Origin of the sequence: Bradyrhizobium sp. ISRA442 (assembly GCF_038085055.1) — a bacterium.
In the GTDB taxonomy this organism is placed as follows: domain Bacteria; phylum Pseudomonadota; class Alphaproteobacteria; order Rhizobiales; family Xanthobacteraceae; genus Bradyrhizobium.
In genome coordinates this window covers 20,360-40,822 of sequence record NZ_JALGCN010000039.1, presented here as the reverse complement: position 1 = coordinate 40,822, position 20,463 = coordinate 20,360, and the positions used below count along the sequence as shown (strand labels likewise).

20 protein-coding genes and 1 tRNA gene are annotated in these 20,463 nt (G+C 65.5%); 9 read left to right on the top strand and 12 right to left on the bottom strand.

Annotation, left to right across the window (positions count from 1 at the left end; translation table 11 throughout):
- Positions 1 to 95 precede the first annotated feature (95 nt).
- The 4 genes from MTR72_RS39025 to mnmA form a co-directional block, all read right to left on the bottom strand.
- Positions 96 to 172: transfer RNA gene (locus tag MTR72_RS39025), tRNA-Met, on the bottom strand.
- Positions 173 to 442: 270 nt separating this feature from the next.
- The gene (locus MTR72_RS39020; RefSeq protein WP_280971124.1) at positions 443 to 802 is read right to left on the bottom strand and encodes a hypothetical protein; all 360 of its coding nucleotides are present in this window, start codon (positions 800 to 802) and stop codon (positions 443 to 445) included.
- A gap of 46 nt (positions 803 to 848) precedes the next feature.
- Positions 849 to 1,487, bottom strand: coding sequence for a class I SAM-dependent methyltransferase (locus MTR72_RS39015; protein ID WP_280966588.1), 639 nt, complete (start codon positions 1,485 to 1,487; stop codon positions 849 to 851).
- 20 nt (positions 1,488 to 1,507) lie between these two features.
- Positions 1,508 to 2,689 (bottom strand): tRNA 2-thiouridine(34) synthase MnmA, encoded by a 1,182-nt coding sequence (gene mnmA, locus MTR72_RS39010; RefSeq protein ID WP_280966589.1) that lies wholly within the window; start codon positions 2,687 to 2,689, stop codon positions 1,508 to 1,510.
- Positions 2,690 to 3,046: 357 nt separating this feature from the next.
- Here mnmA and MTR72_RS39005 point away from each other — a divergent pair, with 357 nt between their 5' ends.
- From MTR72_RS39005 to MTR72_RS38965, 9 genes are all read left to right on the top strand, one after another.
- On the top strand, positions 3,047 to 4,654 hold the full coding sequence (locus MTR72_RS39005) for a flagellar hook-length control protein FliK (protein ID WP_280966590.1): 1,608 nt from the start codon (positions 3,047 to 3,049) through the stop codon (positions 4,652 to 4,654).
- A 12-nt stretch (positions 4,655 to 4,666) separates the two neighbouring features.
- Positions 4,667 to 5,374 (top strand): flagellar hook assembly protein FlgD, encoded by a 708-nt coding sequence (locus MTR72_RS39000; protein ID WP_280966591.1) that lies wholly within the window; start codon positions 4,667 to 4,669, stop codon positions 5,372 to 5,374.
- Between the two features lie 387 nt (positions 5,375 to 5,761).
- Complete coding sequence (gene sciP, locus MTR72_RS38995) at positions 5,762 to 6,037, top strand: CtrA inhibitor SciP (RefSeq protein ID WP_002714638.1); 276 nt, start codon at positions 5,762 to 5,764, stop codon at positions 6,035 to 6,037.
- 181 nt (positions 6,038 to 6,218) lie between these two features.
- A complete protein-coding gene (gene fliF, locus MTR72_RS38990) occupies positions 6,219 to 7,838 on the top strand; it encodes a flagellar basal-body MS-ring/collar protein FliF (RefSeq protein ID WP_280966594.1) in 1,620 nt (539 codons plus the stop codon).
- 15 nt (positions 7,839 to 7,853) lie between these two features.
- The gene (fliG, locus tag MTR72_RS38985; RefSeq protein WP_280966595.1) at positions 7,854 to 8,948 is read left to right on the top strand and encodes a flagellar motor switch protein FliG; all 1,095 of its coding nucleotides are present in this window, start codon (positions 7,854 to 7,856) and stop codon (positions 8,946 to 8,948) included.
- Entirely contained in the window at positions 8,948 to 9,568 is a 621-nt protein-coding gene (locus MTR72_RS38980; protein WP_280966596.1) for a FliH/SctL family protein, read from the top strand. The genes fliG and MTR72_RS38980 overlap by 1 nt, the downstream gene beginning before the upstream one ends.
- A gap of 3 nt (positions 9,569 to 9,571) precedes the next feature.
- Positions 9,572 to 9,922 carry a flagellar motor switch protein FliN gene (fliN, locus tag MTR72_RS38975; RefSeq protein WP_280966597.1) on the top strand — a complete coding sequence of 117 codons (351 nt, stop codon included), beginning with the start codon at positions 9,572 to 9,574 and terminating at the stop codon, positions 9,920 to 9,922.
- 114 nt (positions 9,923 to 10,036) lie between these two features.
- On the top strand, positions 10,037 to 11,422 hold the full coding sequence (gene flbD / locus MTR72_RS38970; RefSeq protein ID WP_280966598.1) for a sigma-54-dependent transcriptional regulator FlbD: 1,386 nt from the start codon (positions 10,037 to 10,039) through the stop codon (positions 11,420 to 11,422).
- A gap of 238 nt (positions 11,423 to 11,660) precedes the next feature.
- Positions 11,661 to 12,809, top strand: a complete 1,149-nt coding sequence (locus MTR72_RS38965; RefSeq protein WP_280966599.1) for a M20 family metallopeptidase — start codon at positions 11,661 to 11,663, stop codon at positions 12,807 to 12,809.
- Between the two features lie 119 nt (positions 12,810 to 12,928).
- Here the strand turns inward: MTR72_RS38965 and MTR72_RS38960 are convergent, their stop codons facing one another.
- The 8 genes from MTR72_RS38960 to MTR72_RS38925 form a co-directional block, all read right to left on the bottom strand.
- Positions 12,929 to 13,084, bottom strand: coding sequence for a hypothetical protein (locus tag MTR72_RS38960; protein WP_280966600.1), 156 nt, complete (start codon positions 13,082 to 13,084; stop codon positions 12,929 to 12,931).
- Positions 13,085 to 13,171: 87 nt separating this feature from the next.
- Positions 13,172 to 13,753, bottom strand: a complete 582-nt coding sequence (locus MTR72_RS38955) for a flavin reductase family protein (protein ID WP_280966601.1) — start codon at positions 13,751 to 13,753, stop codon at positions 13,172 to 13,174.
- Positions 13,754 to 13,785: 32 nt separating this feature from the next.
- Positions 13,786 to 14,622, bottom strand: a complete 837-nt coding sequence (locus tag MTR72_RS38950; protein ID WP_280966602.1) for an ATP-binding cassette domain-containing protein — start codon at positions 14,620 to 14,622, stop codon at positions 13,786 to 13,788.
- A gap of 7 nt (positions 14,623 to 14,629) precedes the next feature.
- Positions 14,630 to 15,436: an aliphatic sulfonate ABC transporter permease SsuC gene (gene ssuC / locus MTR72_RS38945; RefSeq protein ID WP_280966603.1), complete on the bottom strand. Its 807-nt coding sequence runs from the start codon at positions 15,434 to 15,436 to the stop codon at positions 14,630 to 14,632.
- Positions 15,433 to 16,599: an FMNH2-dependent alkanesulfonate monooxygenase gene (ssuD, locus tag MTR72_RS38940; RefSeq protein ID WP_280966604.1), complete on the bottom strand. Its 1,167-nt coding sequence runs from the start codon at positions 16,597 to 16,599 to the stop codon at positions 15,433 to 15,435. Before ssuD ends, ssuC begins: the two co-directional genes overlap by 4 nt.
- A gap of 8 nt (positions 16,600 to 16,607) precedes the next feature.
- A complete protein-coding gene (locus MTR72_RS38935; RefSeq protein WP_341512243.1) occupies positions 16,608 to 17,561 on the bottom strand; it encodes a sulfonate ABC transporter substrate-binding protein in 954 nt (317 codons plus the stop codon).
- A gap of 38 nt (positions 17,562 to 17,599) precedes the next feature.
- The gene (locus tag MTR72_RS38930) at positions 17,600 to 18,550 is read right to left on the bottom strand and encodes a sulfonate ABC transporter substrate-binding protein (protein ID WP_280966606.1); all 951 of its coding nucleotides are present in this window, start codon (positions 18,548 to 18,550) and stop codon (positions 17,600 to 17,602) included.
- 640 nt (positions 18,551 to 19,190) lie between these two features.
- Positions 19,191 to 20,360 (bottom strand): cytochrome P450, encoded by a 1,170-nt coding sequence (locus tag MTR72_RS38925; protein WP_280966607.1) that lies wholly within the window; start codon positions 20,358 to 20,360, stop codon positions 19,191 to 19,193.
- Positions 20,361 to 20,463: the final 103 nt, after the last annotated feature.

Sequence of the window (20,463 nt, the reverse complement as noted above, 5' to 3'; positions counted from 1 at the left end):
GGCCCGGGAGCCGCTACCAATTTGCTACAACCATCACGCATCCGACGCTAACGTCCGCGCTGTCTCTCATATGCGATTGTTTTTGAAAGGCTTTCTGGTAGCGGGGGAGGGACTCGAACCCCCGACCCCAGGATTATGATTCCCGTGCTCTAACCAGCTGAGCTACCCCGCCACAGGGCTCGCGCGGCCGAAACGGCCGATCTCGCGAACGCGCGGCATATAAGGAAGGGGATTGCGGGCTGTCAAGCAATCCGCCTGCGCCAGGGCTTCCGCCTTGGCTAAAGCTTCGGCGGACAAGTCGGGCGGGCCAATTCGGCCTTTTGGGCACTGAATCCGTCATGCCCGGGCTTGTCCCGGCCATCCAGGCCTTCATCCAAGGCCAGAGAACGTCATGCCCGGGACAAGCCCGGGCATGACGAGATTTTCGGATGGGGAACGGGCCCTATTTCGGCCTCACGTTCGGGTCGCCGCCGGGGCTGCCGGGGGGCGGGATCACCGGAGTGTTGCCGCCGTCAGGCGCAGGGGCGTGCATTTCGGGGTCGACGCCGGAGGGCGGGCAGATCACGCCCTCGGATTTGGCCAGCTTGTCGCCGAGCGGTTCCCTGGCCTGACCGGTGGTGGTGCCGTCGGGCTTGGCCGGGCTTTGCAGCCGGTCCTGGGGCGTGCAGTCGGTGACGTGCTGCGGTGACGGCGGCGCGGTCTGCTGCGGCGGCGTCGCCGGTGCTGGCGGTGCCTGCGCGATCGCGGCGCCGGAGGCGGCGATCGCAAGGCTTGCCAGGATGAATGTCGATGTCGTGCGCATAGAATGGAAACGCGCCAAGCTTGGCGCGCGTTCCTCCCTGGCACGATCACGATTTGCGGTAGCGGATCAGCGAAAAGTGCCCCATCGGCGGCATCGGCCGCCGCTCGGCGAGCGTGATGCCGCCGTGCCGTGCGGCCCAGTTGACGAGGCGGGCCCACGGGAATTCCGGACGCCAGCCGAGCCGGCGTGCGACCGGCGCAAAGGCAAGTTCGAACAGTTTTCGCGGCCCCGTCTCGGCGCCGATGTGGTTGACGAGGATCAGCTCGCCGCCGTGCCTGAGAACGCGCACGAACTCGTCAAGCGTGCCTTCGGGATCGGGCACGGCGGTGATGACGTATTGCGCGACCACCGCGTCGAAAAAGCCGTCGGGGAACGCGAGGTTCTTCGCGTCCATCACCGAGAGCACCTCGACATTGGAGAGCCCGAGCGCGCGCACGCGTGCCTGCGCTTTGCGCAGCATCGGCTCGGAGATGTCGACGCCGCAGATTCTCGTCGTGCGCGAGTAATCCGACAGCGACAGGCCGGTGCCGACGCCGACGTCGAGGATGCGGCCGCCGATCCGGTCGGCCTCCGCGATGGTCGACTGCCGCCCGGCGTCGAACACCTTGCCGAACACGAGATCGTAGACGGGCGCCCAGCGGCCATAGGCCTTCTCGACCCCGGCCCGCGAGATATCTGCTGCCATGCCCCCTGCCCTAAGAATATTTAGCCGCGTACCGCTTCCACCAGCGGCCTCACCGCGCTTGTCGCGACCTTCGCGGCGGCGCTTTGAATAAAGCCACCGCCGAGCACGCGCGCCTGCCCCGAAGGCGCGTCATAGAATACGCAGGCCTGGCCCGGCGAAACGCCCTCTTCGCCGGCGACCAGCTCGACCTCGTAATAGCCGTTGCCGCCGCGCAGCCAGGCCGGCTGCGGCGCACGGGTCGAGCGCACGCGCACGAACATCTCGAGGCCGCCGCCGATGGCGCGGTCGATATCGCCGTCGCCGATCCAGTTGACGTCGCGCAGCACGATGCGGTGCATCTTCAAGGCATCGCGCGGGCCGACCACGACGCGCCGGTTGGCCGCATCCAGCCGCACCACGAACAGCGGCGCGCCGGAGGCGATGCCGAGGCCGCGGCGCTGGCCGACGGTGAAGTTGGCGATGCCGTGATGCTGGCCGAGCACGCGGCCGTCGAGATCGACGATGTCGCCGGGATCCATCGCATTCGGCCGCAAGCGGGTGATGATGTCGGTATAGCGGCCCGTCGGCACGAAGCAGATGTCCTGGCTGTCGTGCTTGTCGGCAACCGCCAGCCCAAAGCGGCGCGCAAGCTCGCGCGTCTCGGTCTTGGCCATATTGCCGAGCGGGAAGCGTAAGTAATCGAGCTGCTCGCGTGTGGTCGCGAACAGGAAGTAGCTCTGGTCGCGCTCGGGATCCGCCGCGCAGGTCAGCGCGCGGGAGCCGTCCGCGAGGCGATGCGAGGCGACATAATGGCCTGTGGCGAGCGCGGTCGCCCCTAACTCGCGCGCAGTCCTGAGGAGGTCGCGGAACTTGACCGAACGGTTGCACTCGATGCACGGCACCGGCGTCTCGCCGAGCGCGTAGCTATCGGCGAAATTGTCGATGACGGACTCGCGAAAACGGTCCTCGTAGTCGAGCACGTAATGGGGAATCCCGAGCTTGGCGGCGACGTCGCGGGCGTCGTGGATGTCCTGGCCGGCGCAGCAGGCGCCCTTGCGATGGGTCGCCGCGCCATGGTCGTAGAGCTGCAGCGTGATGCCGACGACGTCGTAGCCTTCCGCCTTCAACAGCGCAGCCGTCGTCGAGGAATCGACGCCGCCCGACATGGCGACGACAACCCTGGTATCCTGCGGACGGCCTTCGAGATCCAGACTGTTGAGCATGGCTTAACGGCTGTTGAATGCGAGTGCGGCGGCTGGTGTTTCCGCGAGATTCTATTGGCTTTGGTCGGGACACCCGCGATCCCGGGGAACTCTGGTTCCCCTGGGAACGGCTTGCCCGGTCGAAAGCGGCTGAGAGCTACCCTTTAATATAGGCCGCATTCCGGTGAAGCAATCGCGCGCGGGAGCTGCTTTAAGGCAATTCTTGCCGGGGAGGCAGAAATGGCGGGGTTATTGGGGACCTGATGGAGCGACCAGAACTCCGACAATATATTGATATTATTGTATAAATCACTATTGCGCCGGACTGGCCCGCTCCTTGCTCACCCCTCATCCGAAGATGTTTGCAAGGGGTCGCCTGTGGTTGGTGTGACGTCAGATGTAGTTGCCAGCGTGCCTGTGCCGAGCGCGCCACAAAGGCCTGCCCGCTCGCAGAGCTCGCAAGACGCGTCCGCGAACGACTCCTTCGGCGCGCTGGTGGACAGCAACACACAGGCGATCAGCAACAACGCGTCGTCGCAGGCGCAGGACGCCGCGCCGCGCCGCTCCGAACAGGCGTCGTCATCCTCCGACAAGGGCTCGCGCGACACCTCCGCGACCGACCAGTCCACGCAGAGCAAGGCGAGCGACAATGCGGATTCATCGCCGCCGACGCACGACGATACCTCCGCCGCCAAGGCCAGCGACAAGCCCAAGGACAAGGCGGATACAACCAAAGCCTCCGGAAAGTCCGAGGCGAGCAAGGGCGACAAGAGCGACGATACCGACACCCTCGCCGCCGCCGTCGATGCCGCAACCGCCACGCAGCCGGACGCGACGCAGGCAGCCACGCCGGATCCGAACGCGATCGTCATTGCCGCGCCCATGGTCCCGACCGACCCGAACGCGGCGGCGAGCCAAGCCGGCAACGCTTCCGATTCGCCGCTGACGATCGCCGCTGCCGGCCTCGCCGCCAGCGCCTCGACCGCGGCGCAGATCGCAGGCCCCAAGACCGATACGGCCACGGCGAGCGACAAGAGCGCCAAGACCGCGGGTGCAACCGTGAGCGCGGACACCTCGGCGACGCTCGCGGATGCTGCCACCGGTGCGACCGACGCGACGGCGAGCGATGCCAAGACGAGCGGTGTACAGTTCGTGGCAATCGAACAGGGCACGCCAAAAACCTCATTCAAGGCCGCTGCGACCGCGCAGGCACAGACCGACGTCTCGAATATCGGTCAGGACGCGGGCAAGACGGGCGCCACCAGCGCACAAAATCCCGCGACGGCGACGAATCCCAACGCGGCCGCGCATCCGCAGGCCGCCAAGCCGCAGGCCGACGCCGGCGTGACCGATGCGAAGGCCGGCGCGTCCGACCGCACCGCCGACGCAACGCCGGGCGTGCCCACCACACACGCCCACGCCAGCGCACAGGCCAACGTCACTCCGACCGACACCAGCGCGCAGGCCGCATCGACCGTGCAGGCGCCGCTGACCACGACGACCTCGTCCGCGACCGCCTCCACCGCAACGCTCACCGCGACTGCAGCAACTGCGACCGCCGTGCCGATCAGCGGCCTGCCGATCGAGATCGCCGCCGCCGCGCGCGCCGGCAAGACGCGCTTTGACATCAGCCTCGATCCGGCCGAGCTCGGCCGCATCGACGTGCGCATCAATGTCGACCGCAACGGTCAGGTCACCTCGCATCTCACCGTCGAGAAGCCGGAGACGCTGTCGATGCTGCGGCAGGACGCGCCGCAATTGCAGCGCGCGCTCGACGATGCGGGCCTGAAGACCGGCAGCAACGGCCTGTCGTTCAGCCTGCGCGACCAGAATGCATCCAGCCAGAACTCCGGCAACAACAACGACAATGGCGGCAATGCCCGCCGGCTGATCATCAGCGACGAGGACGCAGCTCCTGCCGCGCCCGTGGGACGCAGCTATGGCCGCATGCTCGGTTCGAGCAGCGGCGTCGACATCAGAGTGTGAGGAGTATTCGACATGACCACCACGAATGCCGCCACCGCCCCTTCGGTCGTTTCCGGTACGACCCAGACGTCATCGTCGTCGTCCTCGTCGAACTCCCTGAGCTCGACGACGGGATCGACGCTGGCCGGCAACTTCCAGACCTTCCTGACGCTGCTGACCACGCAGCTCCAGAACCAGAACCCACTCGATCCGCTCGACACCAACCAGTTCACCCAGCAGCTCGTGCAGTTCGCCGGCGTCGAGCAGCAGCTCAAGACCAACGACTCGCTCGCCACCCTCGTCAGCCTGCAGCAGACCACGCAGGCAACCCAGGCACTCGGCTTCGTCGGCAAGACCGCGGTGGTCGACGGCACGACCGCGACGATGAAGAGCTCGTCCGCGACATGGCACCTCAACGTGCCGACCAGCGCGACAGTCGACATCTCGATCGCCAATTCCAGCGGCCAGACCGTCTTCACCGGCAAATACACCGCCGGCGCCGGCAGCGACATTCCGTTCACCTGGAACGGCCAGGGCAATGACGGCACGCAGTGGCCCGACGGCAAGTACACGATTACGGCGACCGGCAAGGACATCGCGAACAACAATGTCGGCATCGCCGCGCAGGTCCAGGGCACGGTCTCATCCGTCGACCTGACCCAATCGCCGCCGCTGCTGACCATCGACGGCAACAGCTACACGGTCAGCCAGGTCAAGAGCATCGTCGGCAGCAGCAACTGAGGCGACGCGCCGCTGCCGCACATTCAATGTCGTCCTGGCGAAGGCCAGGACCCATAACCCCAGGGAGTGGTTGTGGCGCGAAGCAGTAGCCCCGAGTCTTCGTAAGAACTACTCCCTGTGTGGTTATGAGTCCCGGGCGCGTGCTGCGCACGCCCCGGGACGACGATTGAGAGCCTCGCGACATCACGCGCGGGCCTTGTTTGTTAGTAAAGTATTTACCTTCTGCCCGCCCGGCCGGCCCGAACCATGCGCTCCGCCTGCCGGGCCGGCCGCGTTCCCGTCCGTTTCAACGAGAATTGTATTGAAGCCTTAGGCTTAGCCAATTTTTAAGCCGGGCGGCGTAGGGTTACGGCGTGAGTTCAGTGGTTGAGAGTTTGTGAGTACGCCATGACAGAACCCCATCGCCCGAGGGTAAAATACGTCATCGGGCCGGACGGCAGTCCGCTGACGATCGCGGATCTGCCCGCACCCGGCACCAAACGCTGGGTCATCCGCCGCAAGGCCGAAGTCGTCGCCGCTGTGCGTGGCGGACTTCTGTCCCTTGAGGAGGCCTGCAGCCGTTACACCTTGACGGTCGACGAATTCCTCTCCTGGCAGTTTTCCATTGACCAGCATGGTCTGGCGGGCCTTCGCACCACCCGCATCCAGCAATATCGCCAGTAAGCGATCCGGAAATTTGCGGCTTTTGACAAAAATCGGCCTCGCCCCGCGAGGTCGATTTTTTTCATGTCGCCACTTTTGTCCGACCTCTTAATCTTCGTTAACCATATCGAAACCATCACCTAGGCAATAATTGCCCAGTCGACCGCTCGGGAATGCGGATCGAATCTGTCGGGGCGGTTGCTTGCAAGGTCTGGTTGACTTCCTGAAGGGTCTGGGCGCGGCGCGATTCGCGGCGATGATTGCAGTCACCGCCGCGCTCATTGGCTTTTTCGCCTTCGTCATCATGCGCGTCACCACGCCGCAGATGACGACGCTGTTCACCGATCTCAGCGTCGAGGATTCCTCGAGCATTATCAAGGATCTGGAACGCCAGGGCATCCAGTTCGAGCTGCGCAATGAAGGCAGCATCATCATGGTGCCCAAGGACAAGGTCACCCGGCTGCGGATGAAGCTCGCCGAAGGCGGCCTGCCCAAGGGTGGCGGCGTCGGCTACGAGGTGTTCGACAAGTCGGATGCGCTCGGCACCACCAGCTTCGTCCAGAACATCAATCACCTGCGCGCGCTGGAAGGCGAGCTCGCCCGTACCATCCGCGCCATCGATCGCATCCAGGCGGCCCGCGTCCATCTCGTGCTGCCCGAGCGTCCGCTGTTCTCGCGCGAGGCGCCGGAGCCGTCCGCCTCGATCGTGCTGCGGGTGCGCGGCGCGCTCGAAGCGCAGCAGATCCGCGCCATCCGCCACCTCGTCGCCTCCGCGGTGAACGGGCTGAAGCCGCAGCGGGTCTCGATCGTCGACGAATCCGGCCAACTCCTGGCCGACGGCGCCGCCACCGATGCGGATCAGACCGTCGGCGACGAGCGCCGCGCCGCCTTCGAGAAGCGGATGCGCAAGCAGGTCGAGGACATCGTGTCCTCCGTGGTCGGTTCGGGGCGCGCCCGTGTGCAGCTCTCCGCCGATTTCGACTTCAACAAGATCACCCAGACCTCGGACAAGTTCGATCCGGAAGGGCGCGTGCTGCGCTCGAGCCAGACCCGCGAGGAATCGAGCCTCACCGCCGACAATAACGGCCAGGTCACCGTCAACAACGAGCTGCCGGGCAACCAGCAGAACAGCGGCGCTACGGCGAAGGACCAGAGCAAGAAGACCGAAGAGACCAACAATTACGAGATCTCCCGCACCACCAAGACCGAGGTGACGGAAGCCGGCCGCGTCAACCGCATCTCGGTCGCGGTGCTGGTCGACGGCATCTACTCCAAGAACGAGAAGGGCGAGCTCGTCTACCAGGACCGCACCAAGGAGCAGCTCGACCGCATCGCCACTTTGGTCCGCTCGGCGATCGGCTTCGACCAGAGGCGCGGCGACCAGGTCGAGGTCGTCAACCTGCGCTTTGCCGATGCGCCCTCCACCGCCCCGATCGGCGAACCCGGCGGCTTCCTCGGCATGCTGCAGTTCACCAAGGACGACGTGATGTACTTCGTCGAGCTCGGCGTGATGATGCTGCTCGGCCTCGTCGTGATGTTCATGGTGATCCGTCCGCTGGTCAAACGCATCCTGGCCTCCGACGAAGTCGCTGCCGCCATCAGCGGCGTGCTCGCCGGCCCCGCCGGTGACGAGGCAGCGCCGACCGCGGGCGGCCAGGCGCTGCTGCCGGGCGGCAGCGCCACCGCGAGCGCGATCGATGTCGCCACGATCCAGGGCCAGGTCCACGCCCAGTCCGTTCATCGCGTCGGCGAGCTCGCCGAGCGCAATCCCAACGAAACCGTCGCCATCATCCGCCAGTGGCTGACCGAACCCGCGAAATGATCCGAGTGAATTGACATGGCCGCCTCCTTGCAAAACGCCAACTCGCAAGACATCACCAGCGTGATCTCGACGCTGGGTGCCCGCGCCGGCAGCCGTGCGGGCGGCCCTGCGACTGCGCAATTGCCGGGACCGCGGCGCGCCGCGATCCTGATGCTGGCGCTGGGCGAGCAGTATGGCGGCAAGATCTGGTCGCTGCTCGACGACGAGGAGGTGCGCCAGCTCTCGCTGGAGATGTCGACGCTCGGCACCGTCGAGGTCGACACGGTCGAGGACATGCTGCTCGAATTCGTCTCGCGCATGTCGGCATCGGGCGCGCTAATGGGCAATTTCGACGCCACCGAGCGGCTGCTGCAGCAGTACCTGCCGCCGGAGCGCGTCAACGGCATCATGGACGAGATCCGCGGCCCTGCGGGGCGCAACATGTGGGAGAAGCTCTCCAACGTGCAGGAAGAGGTTCTCGCCAACTACCTGAAGAACGAATATCCGCAGACCATTGCGGTCGTGCTGTCGAAGCTGAAGCCGGAGCACGCCGCGCGCGTGCTCGGCATCCTGCCCGAGGAGCTCGCGCTCGACGTCGTCGGTCGCATGCTGAAGATGGAGGCGGTGCAGAAGGAGGTGATTGAGAGTGTCGAGAAGACGCTGCGCACCGAATTCATGTCCAACCTGTCGCAGACCCGCCGCCGCGACGCCCACGAGGTGATGGCCGAGATCTTCAACAATTTCGACCGCCAGACCGAAACCCGCTTCATCACCTCGCTGGAAGAGGAAAACCGGGAATCGGCCGAGCGCATCAAGGCGCTGATGTTCACCTTCGACGATCTCGTGAAGCTCGATTCCGGCTCGGCCCAGACATTGATGCGCAACGTCGACAAGGACAAGCTCGGCGTCGCGCTCAAGAGCGCCAACGAGGATGTCCGCAACTTCTTCTTCGGTAACATGTCCTCCCGCGCAGCCAAGATGCTCCAGGACGACATGGCGGCGATGGGCCCGGTCCGGCTGCGCGACGTCGACGAGGCGCAGGCGCTGCTGGTCAACCTCGCCAAAGACCTCGCCGCCAAGGGCGAGATCATGCTGACCAAGAACCGCGCCGACGACGAGCTGGTGTACTGATGGCGGCACCCGCGAAATTCCTGTTCGACACCGACTTCGCCGCGCCCGACCGGACGCGGGAGAAGGCCGCGTCGGCCGCCGAGATCGCCCAGAAGGTCGCGGAAGCCGAGGCGCGCGCCTACCAGGACGGCTTCGCCGCCGGTCAGCGCGAGGCCAAGGCGGAGAGCGACCGCCGCGTCGCGCTCGCGATGGAAGAGATCAACATCGCGATCAGGAACATCGCCTCCGGCATCGGCAGCATCGAGGCCAGGATGGAGACCGAGGCGGTCGACGTCGCGGTGGCCGTGGCGCGCAAGCTGTGCGCCGAGCTGGTCGCGGCCGAGCCGCTCGGCGAGATCATGGCGGTGGTGCGCGACTGCTTCTCGCACCTGGTCGCGACGCCGCATCTCGTCGTCCGCATTAACGACGCGCTCTACGACAGCGCACGCGAGAAGATCGAACGGCTCGCCAAGCAGAGCGGTTTCGAAGGGCGGCTGGTGATACTGGCCGAGCCCGAGATTGCGACCGGCGACTGCCGGATCGAATGGGCCGATGGCGGCGTCGTGCTGGACCGCGGTGCCATCGCGGCCAAGGTCGACGAACTGGCCGGACGCTATATCGCGTCCCGCAGGGGGAATTAAACCATGAGCGACACCGACGGACAGGTCCCGCTGCCCGATCTCAACGGCCCGATGGCGCCGGCCGGCGCCGATGTCGGCTACAACGAGGACGAATACGCGGCCCGCGTCGCCGCCGACCTCGAGGCGGTGTTCGACGTGCCGGTGCAGGTTTCGGCCGTGCTCGGCCGCTCCAAGATGGATGTCGGCGAGCTGCTGAAGCTCGGGCCCGGCACCGTGCTCGAGCTCGACCGCCGCGTCGGCGAGGCCATCGATATCTACGTCAACAACCGCCTAGTCGCCCGCGGCGAGGTGGTGCTGGTCGAAGATAAGCTCGGCGTGACTATGACCGAAATCATCAAGACCGAACGAGGTTGATTGTTTTGAGCATGATCCCTTCGGAACACGGACACGCCCTTTTCCGGATCATGCTGCAGCGAAAATCGCAGGGAATAGCGCGCGGCAGCGCGGACAGACGGACAGGAGACTGACATGCGGCTTCTCATCGTTGGCACACTGAAGGGCCAGCTCACCACCGCAACCAAGATCGCGATGGAGAACGGCGCCACCGTGACCCACGCCGAGGATCACGAGCAGGCCATGCGCGTCCTGCGCGGCGGCAAGGGCGCCGACCTGCTGCTGGTCGATGTGGCCCTCGACATCCGCGACCTCGTGATGCGGCTCGAGGCCGAGCACATCCACGCTCCGATCGTCGCTTGCGGCATCACCAACGACGCCCGCGCCGCGGTCGCCGCGATCCATGCCGGGGCCAAGGAATACATTCCGCTGCCGCCGGAGCCCGAGCTGATCGCCGCGGTGCTTGCAGCGGTCGCCAACGATTCCCGCGAACTCGTCTACCGCGACGACGCCATGGCGCGTGTGATCAAGCTCGCCCAGCAGATCGCCGGCTCCGACGCCTCGGTGATGATCACCGGCGAATCCGGCACCGGCAAGGAAGTACTGGCCCGTTACGTCCACATGCGCTCGGCGCGCGCCAAGCGTCCGTTCATCTCGATCAACTGCGCCGCGATCCCCGAGCATCTCCTGGAGTCCGAACTGTTCGGACACGAGAAGGGCGCCTTCACCGGCGCGGTCGCGCGCCGCATCGGCAAGTTCGAGGAGGCGACAGGCGGCACGCTGCTGCTCGACGAAATCTCCGAGATGGACGTCCGCCTGCAGTCGAAGCTGCTGCGCGCCATTCAGGAGCGCGTGATCGACCGCGTCGGCGGCACCCGGCCGGTGCCGGTCGACATCCGCATCATCGCGACCTCGAACCGCAATCTGGCGGAGGCGGTGCGCGAAGGCACCTTCCGCGAGGATCTCCTGTTCCGCCTCAACGTCGTCAACCTGAAGATCCCGCCGCTGCGGGAGCGTCCGGCCGACATTCTCGAACTCGCCCAGCATTTCGTGAAGAAATATGCGGACGCCAACGGCGTGCCGCTGCGCCCGATCTCGGCGGACGCGCGCCGCGTGCTCTCCACCAACCGCTGGCAGGGCAACGTCCGCGAGCTCGAAAACACCATGCACCGCGCGGTGCTGATGGCGCAGGGCGACGAGATCGGGGCTGATGCCATCATTACGCCGGACGGCGACCGCCTCGACATCGCCAGGACCGCGCCCGCCGTGGCCCATGCGACGATGGCGGCCGAGCAGGTGACGCGGGCGCTGGTGGGACGCACGGTGGCCGACGTCGAGCGCGACCTGATCCTGGAGACGCTGAAGCACTGCCTCGGCAACCGGACCCATGCCGCCAACATCCTCGGCATCTCCATCCGCACGCTGCGCAACAAGCTCAACGAATACGCCGACGGCGGCATCCCGATCCCGCCCGCCGGCACGCCCGGCGAATATCCGCGCATGCCCATGGTGGGGGCGTGAGGCGGCTACAGCGAATATTCTAAGCTGCGAATGCCCGGGCCCAAGTCCCGGGCATTCTTATTGTGGGCGACCACATCGGCCACACCCACGGTGTCGTCCTGACGAAAGCCAGGACAACGTTGGAGGAGCATTGTGCGTCCAAACCCGCGGATCGACAGCATAGCCGAGCCGCATTCGGCGACTAGGTCGGGCGCGAGGGACACCCTATAAGCGCAGGCGAGAACCACGCGAGGTGACAATGTCTGAGGCTCGAATCACGGAATGGCTGGCGTCGCAGCGGCAGGCGATGATCGATCTGTTGCGCGACGTCGTGAACATCGATTCCGGATCCTACGACAAGGAAGGTGTCGATGCGGTCGGCGCGCGGTTCGAGCGGCATTTTTCCGAGCACGGCATTTCCACCTGGCGGGAAAGCCACGGCACGTTCGGCGATGCGATCCATGCAGAGGTCGCCAAACCCGGCAGCAACGAGAAGCCGGTGCTGTTGATGGGCCATCGCGACACGGTCTTCTCCAAGGGCGAGGCCACACGGCGCCCGTTCACGATTCGGGACAAGCGCGCCTACGGTCCCGGCGTCGCCGACATGAAAGCCGGCCTCGTCATGAATGTGTTCGTGGCCGCGGCCTTCCAGAAATTCGGCGGCAGCCCGCATCCGATCAAGGTGCTGATCACCTCTGACGAGGAGATCGCCTCGCCCTCGTCGCGCCCGGTGATCGAGCGCGAGGGACGCGCCGCGCGCGCGGTCTACAATTCCGAGCCGGGCCGTCCGACCGGCAATATCGTCACCAGCCGCAAGGGCGGCATCTTCATGCATTTCGGCATCACCGGCAAAGCCGCGCACTCCGGCGCCAACTTCGCCGCCGGCGTCAGCGCGATCGGCGAGCTCGCGCACAAGATCGTCCAGATCCACGCGCTGACCGATCTCACCAAGGGCATCACGCTGAATGTCGGCCTGGTCGCTGGCGGCCAGTCCGTCAACACCACGGCGCCTTATGCGGAAGGCCAGATCGACCTGCGCTACATCGATCCTGCCGATCGTGCCAAGGTGATGGCCGAGATCGAACGGATCATGGCCACGCCTTACGTGCCCGGCACCAGCGCCGTGCTGACGGTCAAGGGCGAATTCCTGCCGGCGGTTCAGAGCGAGGACTCCAAGGCGCTGTTCGAAGGCTACCAGGCGGCGGCGAGAGAGGTCGGCCTCACCACGCTGCAGGGCGAGTTCTCCGGCGGCTGCGCCGATTCCGGTTTTACGGCGGCGGTCGGCACGCCGACCATCTGCGGCCTCGGGCCGGTGGGCGGCCTTGCGCATACGCCGGAGGAATATCTCGAGCTGGACAGCATCGTCCCGCGCGCGCAGGCGCTGGCGCTGGCGATTTTGCGGAGTTGAGTTCGTAGGGTGGTAACCCACCTCTTTGGTTTCCGCCGAAATAGACAGTGGTGGGTTACGCCTTCCGCCTTCGCTCGTGGAGCTACGGCGGACGTGGTCGGCTAACCCACCCTACGAGATCACGAATAACTCGGCGCGTCCGGCTTGCGGAAGATGTGGATAGGGTCGCCGGGAATGATGGGCTGGCCGCGGAAGGTCGCATAGGCATAGAGCGCGAGATAGGCGATCGCCAGCGCGCCGATGGCGTAGAAGGCCCAGGTCGCCACGCGCTTCATCGTTCCGCTCCCATGCCTTCCAGCGGGAAGGCTTAAGGCAGCGCTTCTAGAGCGATGACGGGGAAAAGGCCAGCCTTGCTCCGGTGATCAAATGCCGCGCCGGCCGCGCGCGGGAACGCTGACGTCAGCAAGCTTTGCCGCGTCCTCGTCGTGATCGACCGCCACATATTGGCCGTGCCAATAGGCCAGCGCGGCGCTGCGGGTGGAGCTCCTGATGTGCCTGACACGGCCGATGACGATGCCGTGCGAGTGCCGTTCGAGGATCTCCTCGACTTCGCAATCAAATGCCGACAATGCGCCGGCCAGCAGCGGAACCCCCGAGACGCCCGTCACCCACTGGGCGCCGGCGAAGCGATCGGCGCCCTTCAGCCCGCCCTTGCCGGCGAAGCGTTCGGCGATGTCGAGCTGGTCGGCATTGAGAATGTTTACACCGAAGGCACCGTGACGCCGGATCAGCGGGAACGAGGACGCGTCGCGATTGATGCTGACGAGCAGCGTCGGCGGATCGACCGTGAGCGAGGTCACCGAGGTCACCGTCATGCCGGTGACGTCCTTCCCGCGTCCGGCGGTGATGACGCTGACGCCGCCGGTGAGGTGGCGCATGGCGCCGCGGAAATCGGCGAACGAGACGGGAGTTTCGGTCATGAGATCGCGGGGAACTACATTCATGGCATGCTCCCCGAAGCGGGGTCTCCGTACATTTAGGTACGATCGTCCGCCGACAAAAGGTGGTTCAGGATCGAGCCTTCGAGGCCCGCAAGCTCGACCGAGCCACGCTGGCGCGGCCGGGCTGCGTTAACCAAGACGTCATGGGCAATGCGGCCCTCCTCGATCACCAGCACCCGATCGGCCAGCGCGACCGCTTCCGAGACGTCATGGGTGACCAGGATCGCGGTAAAGCCCTGATCGCGCCAGACGCGCTCCAAAAGCCGCTGCATCGAGATGCGGGTCAGCGCATCGAGTGCGCCGAGCGGCTCGTCGAAGGCGAGTACGCGCGGACGCGAGACGAGCGCGCGCGCCAGCGCGACGCGCTGCTTCTGTCCACCCGACAGCACCGAGGGCCACTGGCCACGCTTATCGGCAAGCCCGACCTCGCCCAGTGCCTTCTCGGCCCGCGGCTGCGCGTCGATGGAGGCGCGGTCGCGGCCGAGGCCGACCTCGACATTGGCGAGCACGCGCGCCCACGGCAGCAGCCGCGGCTCCTGGAACATCACGCGGATGTCTTCGGGCCGAATTTCATCGCCGAAGCTGATGCTGCCGGCGTCGATTGTCTCCAGGCCGGCAATCAGGCGCAGCAGCGTGCTCTTGCCGCAGCCGCTCTTTCCCACGATCGCGACGAACTGGCCGGCGGGAATATGCAGGTCGATGTCGCGCAACACTTCATTTTCGCCGAAGGATTTGCGCAAACCGCGGATGCTGAGCGGCAGGCCGCTCGCATGCGCCGGCCGCTCCTCGCGTGCGACGCGGGCCGTTGGTGCGAAATTGGCGCGGCTTGCGAGTTCGGTTTCGGGAAGGGAGGTACGAAGGGCTGTCTGCATGTCACTCTCAACGTTTCTGGGAGGCAGGGTGCCAGGCGAGCGTCAGACGCTCCAGCACGCGGGAGGCGCTGTCGGCGAGCTTGCCGAGCAGGGCGTAGATCAGGATCGACAGCACGACGACATCGATCAGCATGAACTCGCGCGCCTGCATCGCCATGTAGCCGAGGCCCGAGGAGGCTGCGATCGTCTCGGCAACGATCAGGGTCAGCCACATGATGCCGAGCGCGAAGCGGATGCCGACGAAGATCGAGGGCAGTGCGCCCGGGAAGATCACCCGGCGGAACAACTCGCCGTCGGTCATGCCGTAGATGCGGCCCATCTCGATGAGCTGGGGGTCGACGGTGCGGATCCCGTGCAACGTGTTGAGGTAGACCGGGAAGAACACCCCCAACGCCACGAGGAACAGCTTTGCGCTCTCGTCGATGCCGAACCAGAGGATGACGAGCGGGATCAGCGCCAGATGAGGCACGTTGCGCACCATCTGCAGCGTGGTGTCGGTGAGCTTTGCCGAGAGCTGCGACAGGCCGTTGGCAAGGCCAAAGGCGAAGCCGATGCTGCCGCCGATCAGAAAGCCGATCGAGGCGCGCCAGAACGAGACCCAGATGTTGCGGACGAGCTCGCCGGAGAGCAGCAGCTTCCACCCCGCCAGCACGACGTCGCTCGGCGCCGGCAACACCCGCGTCGGCACGAAGCCGGTGACGCTGGCCGCCTGCCAGATCGCGATGATGCCGAGCGGCGCGATCCATTGGATCAGGCCGCCCGCGCGCGGCAGGCGAACGCCACGCGGAAGCGAGATACTGTCGATGAGGCTCATGATTGCGATGCCTGTTTGTGCGGCCGGTAATCGTTGCCGATGGTCTCGCCGAACGGACCGTTGTTGGGATGCAGCCGCGTCACATTGCTGCCGTGCTCGAGCGAAAGCAGCGGGAAGACCAGCTCGGCGAAGCGATAGGCCTCTTCGAGATGCGGGTAGCCCGACATGATGAAGGTATCGATGCCGATCTCCTGATACTCCTTGATGCGCGCAGCCACCGTCTGGGCGTCACCGACCAGGGCCGTGCCGGCGCCGCCGCGCACCAGGCCGACGCCGGCCCACAGGTTCGGGCCGATCTCGAGCTTGTCGCGCTTGCCGCCGTGGAGCTGCGCCATGCGTTGCTGGCCGACGGAATCCATGCGCGCAAAGTTCTTCTGCGCCGCCGCGATGGTCTCGTCGCTGACATGCTTGATCAGCTCGTTGGCCGCCCGCCATGCAGCCTCGTTGGTCTCGCGGACGACAACGTGAAGGCGGATGCCGAAGGAGAGCTTGCGGCCGCGGGGGGCTGCAACTTCCCTCACCTTCGCGATCTTCTCGGCGACCTGCGCTGGCGGCTCGCCCCAGGTGAGGTACTTGTCGACAGTGTCGACGGCAACGTCGATGCCGGCATCCGATGAGCCGCCGAAATAGAGCGGCGGCCGCGGCGACTGCACGGGGTGAAACAGCAGCCGCCCATCCTCGATCCGGATGTGCTTGCCTTCGACATTCACCGTCTTGCCCGCGAGCAGGTCGCTATAGACGTTCAGGAATTCCCGGGTGACCTCGTAGCGCTCGTCATGGGGCAGGAAGATGCCGTCGCCCTTGTTCTCGACGGGATCGCCGCCGGTGACGACGTTGATCAGCAGCCGGCCGTTTGTGATGCGGTCGAGCGTCGACGTCATGCGCGCGGCGACGCTCGGCGATTGCAGCCCGGGCCTGACCGCCACGAGATAGCGCAGACGCTCGGTGAACGGCGCGACGCTGGAGGCGACGATCCAGGAATCCTCGCAGCTTCGCCCCGTCGGCAGCAGCACGCCGAAATAGCCGAGCTGGTCGGCGGCCTGCGCGATCTGGCGAAGGTAGTTGAAGTTGACCTCGCGTCCGCCGGTCGCAGTGCCGAGATAACGGCCGTCGCCGTGGGTCGGCAGGAACCAGAGGATGTCAGCGTCAGCTTGCTTGCTCATGCTCTTGCTCATGATCCTGGCCTCCGCGCCACGTCGGAAATCTTGATTGCTTTCGGGATCAGGTTGAGCGCGAGGAATGCGTCGGCAACCTGCTGTTGATCGGCGACGACCGTATCCGTGATCGGCCTGATGCCGTAGGACTGGCGCTTGAGCGCCACCTCGACCACGGGCACCGACAGTCCGATGGACGGGGCGAGCTGCTCGGCGACGGCATGGATGTCGCCTTTGGCCCAGTCGTCGACCGCGCTCAGCTCGGCGAGCACGGCGTCGACGATCTTCGGGCCCGCCTCGAGGAATTTCTTCGAGGAGAAATAGAACTGGTAGTTCGAGACGATGTTGCTGCCGTCGGTGAGCGTGCGCGCACCAGTTGCGGCTTCCGCCGCCGCCTGGAACGGATCCCAAATCACCCAGGCATCGACCGCGCCGCGCTCGAAGGCGGCGCGCGCATCGGCCGGCGCCAGAAACACCGGCTCGATTTCCGAATATTTGACGCCCGCCTGCTCCAGCGCCTTGACCAGGAGATAGTGGACGTTCGAACCCTTGTTCAGCGCCACCTTCTTGCCCCTGAGATCGGCGACCGATTTCAGCGGACTGTCCTTCGGCACCAGGATCGCCTCACCCTTCGGCGCCGGCGGCTCATAGGCGACATACTGAATCGGCGCGCCGGCGGCCTGCGCGAAGATCGGCGGCGCTTCGCCGGTGTTGCCGAAATCGATCGCGCCGACATTGAGCGCTTCAAGCAGCGGCGGGCCCGACGGAAATTCGGTCCACACCACCTTGTAGCCTTCGGCCGCGAGCTTCGGCTCCAGCGTGCCTTTGCTCTTCAACAGCACCAGCTTGCCGTATTTCTGATAACCGATGCGAACGACCTTGTCCTGGCCGAAGGACGTGCCGACCGCGGCGGCGACGATGCCGATCGACAGGACGATAGCCGCGATCAGACGCTGGATGATACGCCTCATGTTCAAACCCTTGTGCGTGGGAAGGCTGGTCGGCACGATCAGGTCGCCGTGCTGCGCCAGACGATGTCACGGATCGCGATCGGCTTCGGGATCAGGCCGAGCTTGTAGAAGCGATCGGCAACGCCCTGCTGGGTCGCAACGATGTCGTCGGTGACGGGGCCGACCACGAAGGCCGAGCGGTTGGCGGCGATGGTCTGGATGTCCAAGGGGATGCCGGTCACAGCGGCCAGCGATTTCGCGACCTCGTCACGGTGCTGTTCGGCCCATTTTGCGGTCGCGGTCGTCACGTCGACGATTTGTTGCAGGATGGGCCCGTGATTCTTCGCGAAATCGCGGTTGGCGATGTAGAAGGAATTGGTCTTGGTGACCTCGCGCGCATTGATCAGGATGCGGCCGTTCTGCTTGGTCTCGCCGATCGCGAAGTAGGGATCCCAGATCGCCCAGGCGTCGATGCTGCCATTGGCAAAGGCGGGGCCGGCGTCCGGCGGCGCCAGATACACCGGCGTGATGTCGGCATAGGTGAGACCAGCCTTCTCCAGCGTCTGCACGACGATGTTGTGGGCGCTGGAGCCCTTGGTGAAGCCGATGCGCTTGCCTTTCAGCTCAGCGATCGAGCGGATCGGCGAATCCCTCGGCACCAGGATGCCCTGGCCGTTGGTGATGGGCTGGCCTGCGGCATAAACCATCGCGGCGCCCGCAGCCTGGGCGAACACCGGTGGGGAATCGCCGACCGCGCCATAATCGACGCCGCCGACATTCATCGCCTCCATCATCGGCGGACCCGAGGAGAACTCGACCCATTTCACCTCAACGCCTTGCGGGGCGAAATGTCTTTCCAATGCGGCCTGCTGGCGCGTGATGACCAGCACGCCGTTCTTCTGGTAGCCGATACGAATTTCCTTCACGGCGCCTTGCGCCTTCGTGCGCGAGGCGAACGCAGCGATAGCTGCTGTTCCGACAGATAGCTTGAGAAAGTCCCGACGTTGCATTCAACACTCCCGGCCGCGCGCGGCCGTCATTCATTCGCATTGCGAGAATGATGGTGTGGCTTGGCGAAGGTGTCGAGACGCGCGGAAAAATAGCGATGCGCGCACTGCGCACGCGGCTGCGCGCATGACTAATGTTTCAAGCGGCGGAGCGAATGCAGAGAGAAATTTTCTGCACGCGAATGTGACGGTCGCGCGCATTGCACGAGCGCGTGATGGGAGCGCTTGGAATCACGAAGAAACCAGTTCGGCCCGAGGGTCCGGGCGACCGGATTACAAAAATATCGAAAACAACCCCATGCAAAGTAGCCGATGGGCCGTCTGCTCATGGCATACGCATTTTCCGAAGCCGTTTGACACGTCGGGCAAAACACCAGCATGATGTCATCATGCCGCGTGGAGTGGGGTCCGCTCTCGCCGCGCCTCGTGATGGTCGGCATAGTACTGCCTCATCAACCGTCGTCATTCCCCGCGAAAGCGGGGAATCCAGTATTCCAGAGACGTTAAACGTTCCACACGACTGCCGCGGCGTACTGGATCGCCCGCCCCAGTGCGCAAGTGCGCACTAGGCGGGCGATGACAGCAAGACTGTGGCGAGCGCGTGCCTCAGTCCCGTTGTTGCGAGCGCAGATCCCTTTGCGACCTACTGCAGCCATCTCACCGGCAGATTGAGCAGGCCGCGGAAGGCCCAGCCGCCGATGCGCACGGGTTCGTCGCCTGAGATCTCGATCCAGCTGGCGCGTGCGAACACGGTCGGCAGCGCGACGTCCGCGATCATGGCACGCGAGGCCCAGGCGCCGGCGCAGAAGTGAGGGCCGGCGCCGAAGGCCACGCTCTTGGAGACGTCTCGTCGCACGTCGAACTGGTCGGCGCGCTCGAAATGCTTCTCGTCGCGGTTGGCCGAACCGAACATCAGGAACACGCGCTCATCTAGCTCGAACGACACGTCGCGGATGGTCCACGGCTTCGCGATGCGCCGCGGCGACATGCCGATCGGCGAGATCCAGCGGGCATATTCCTCGAAGGCCTGGAGCCAAGACACCTCGCCCTTGCGCACGAGATCGAGCTGCTCGGGATGGGTCAGCAGCGCCCAGACCGTGCCGGCGATCGCCTTGCGCGGTTCGTTCTGGCCGCCGGAGATCGCGAGCTTGACGTTGGCGCGCACGCTCTCCATCGGCATGCCCGATGCGAGGAGGAAGCCGAGCAGACTCTGGTCGGGATGCTTGCGCATCACAGGCAGCATGTCGTCGATCGCGGCATCGATGCCGGCGGTCGCCGCATGGCAGCGCGCCTCGACCGCGGGATCGCCGGTGTAGTTGGCGATGCCCTCGATCATGCCTTGCGACCAGGCATCCATCTCGGCAAAGCCGATATTGGTAAGGCCGGTGATCGACTTCAGGCATTCGCCGGAGAACGGCAGCGCGAAGTCGGCCATGAAGTCGATCCGTGCGCCCGGCTCGATCCTATCCATGATGCGGTCGGCATGAGCCTGGAACTGCGCGGTCCAGTGCGCCTTCACCGTCCTCGGCGACACCGCGGGAAAGAACGCGCGCCGCTCGACCTGATGCGCCTCGCCGTCCTTGCGCATCATGTTGTGGCCCATCAGCCTGTTCATGAGCCCCTGCGGCTGATGCGAGGAGAACACGTCGATCTGCTTCTCGGAAATCGAGATGTCGTCGCGGCTCACCAGCAGCGTCGAGCCGAGCTGCGGCACGAAGGCGATCGGCGCCTCCTGTCGCATCCTCGCGAGCATCGGATAGGGATCGGCCCAGAACGAGGCCGGGTCGATGTCGATGCGCGGCGCGGTGCTCAAGGCGGTCTCCCCTGGATCGTTGTATCCTTAAGGCCAGACTATCGCACTGCGGCGCCGCAGTCTGTCCCTAGCGATAGGGACAGGCGGAATTGGGACGTGTGTT

What these genes read in the sequence shown, in the direction of transcription:
- fliG (WP_280966595.1), top strand. Translation starts at nt 7,854, where the DNA reads ATGGCCGCCTCCTTGCAAAACGCCAACTCGCAAGACATCACCAGCGTG.
- MTR72_RS38935 (WP_341512243.1), bottom strand. Translation starts at nt 17,561, where the DNA reads ATGAGGCGTATCATCCAGCGTCTGATCGCGGCTATCGTCCTGTCGATC.
- flbD (WP_280966598.1), top strand. Translation starts at nt 10,037, where the DNA reads ATGCGGCTTCTCATCGTTGGCACACTGAAGGGCCAGCTCACCACCGCA.
- MTR72_RS39000 (WP_280966591.1), top strand. Translation starts at nt 4,667, where the DNA reads ATGACCACCACGAATGCCGCCACCGCCCCTTCGGTCGTTTCCGGTACG.
- MTR72_RS38960 (WP_280966600.1), bottom strand. Translation starts at nt 13,084, where the DNA reads ATGAAGCGCGTGGCGACCTGGGCCTTCTACGCCATCGGCGCGCTGGCG.
- MTR72_RS38980 (WP_280966596.1), top strand. Translation starts at nt 8,948, where the DNA reads ATGGCGGCACCCGCGAAATTCCTGTTCGACACCGACTTCGCCGCGCCC.
- MTR72_RS38950 (WP_280966602.1), bottom strand. Translation starts at nt 14,622, where the DNA reads ATGCAGACAGCCCTTCGTACCTCCCTTCCCGAAACCGAACTCGCAAGC.
- MTR72_RS39015 (WP_280966588.1), bottom strand. Translation starts at nt 1,487, where the DNA reads ATGGCAGCAGATATCTCGCGGGCCGGGGTCGAGAAGGCCTATGGCCGC.
- ssuD (WP_280966604.1), bottom strand. Translation starts at nt 16,599, where the DNA reads ATGAGCAAGCAAGCTGACGCTGACATCCTCTGGTTCCTGCCGACCCAC.
- mnmA (WP_280966589.1), bottom strand. Translation starts at nt 2,689, where the DNA reads ATGCTCAACAGTCTGGATCTCGAAGGCCGTCCGCAGGATACCAGGGTT.
- fliN (WP_280966597.1), top strand. Translation starts at nt 9,572, where the DNA reads ATGAGCGACACCGACGGACAGGTCCCGCTGCCCGATCTCAACGGCCCG.
- MTR72_RS38965 (WP_280966599.1), top strand. Translation starts at nt 11,661, where the DNA reads ATGTCTGAGGCTCGAATCACGGAATGGCTGGCGTCGCAGCGGCAGGCG.
- MTR72_RS39020 (WP_280971124.1), bottom strand. Translation starts at nt 802, where the DNA reads ATGCGCACGACATCGACATTCATCCTGGCAAGCCTTGCGATCGCCGCC.
- ssuC (WP_280966603.1), bottom strand. Translation starts at nt 15,436, where the DNA reads ATGAGCCTCATCGACAGTATCTCGCTTCCGCGTGGCGTTCGCCTGCCG.
- sciP (WP_002714638.1), top strand. Translation starts at nt 5,762, where the DNA reads ATGACAGAACCCCATCGCCCGAGGGTAAAATACGTCATCGGGCCGGAC.
- MTR72_RS38955 (WP_280966601.1), bottom strand. Translation starts at nt 13,753, where the DNA reads ATGAATGTAGTTCCCCGCGATCTCATGACCGAAACTCCCGTCTCGTTC.
- MTR72_RS38930 (WP_280966606.1), bottom strand. Translation starts at nt 18,550, where the DNA reads ATGCAACGTCGGGACTTTCTCAAGCTATCTGTCGGAACAGCAGCTATC.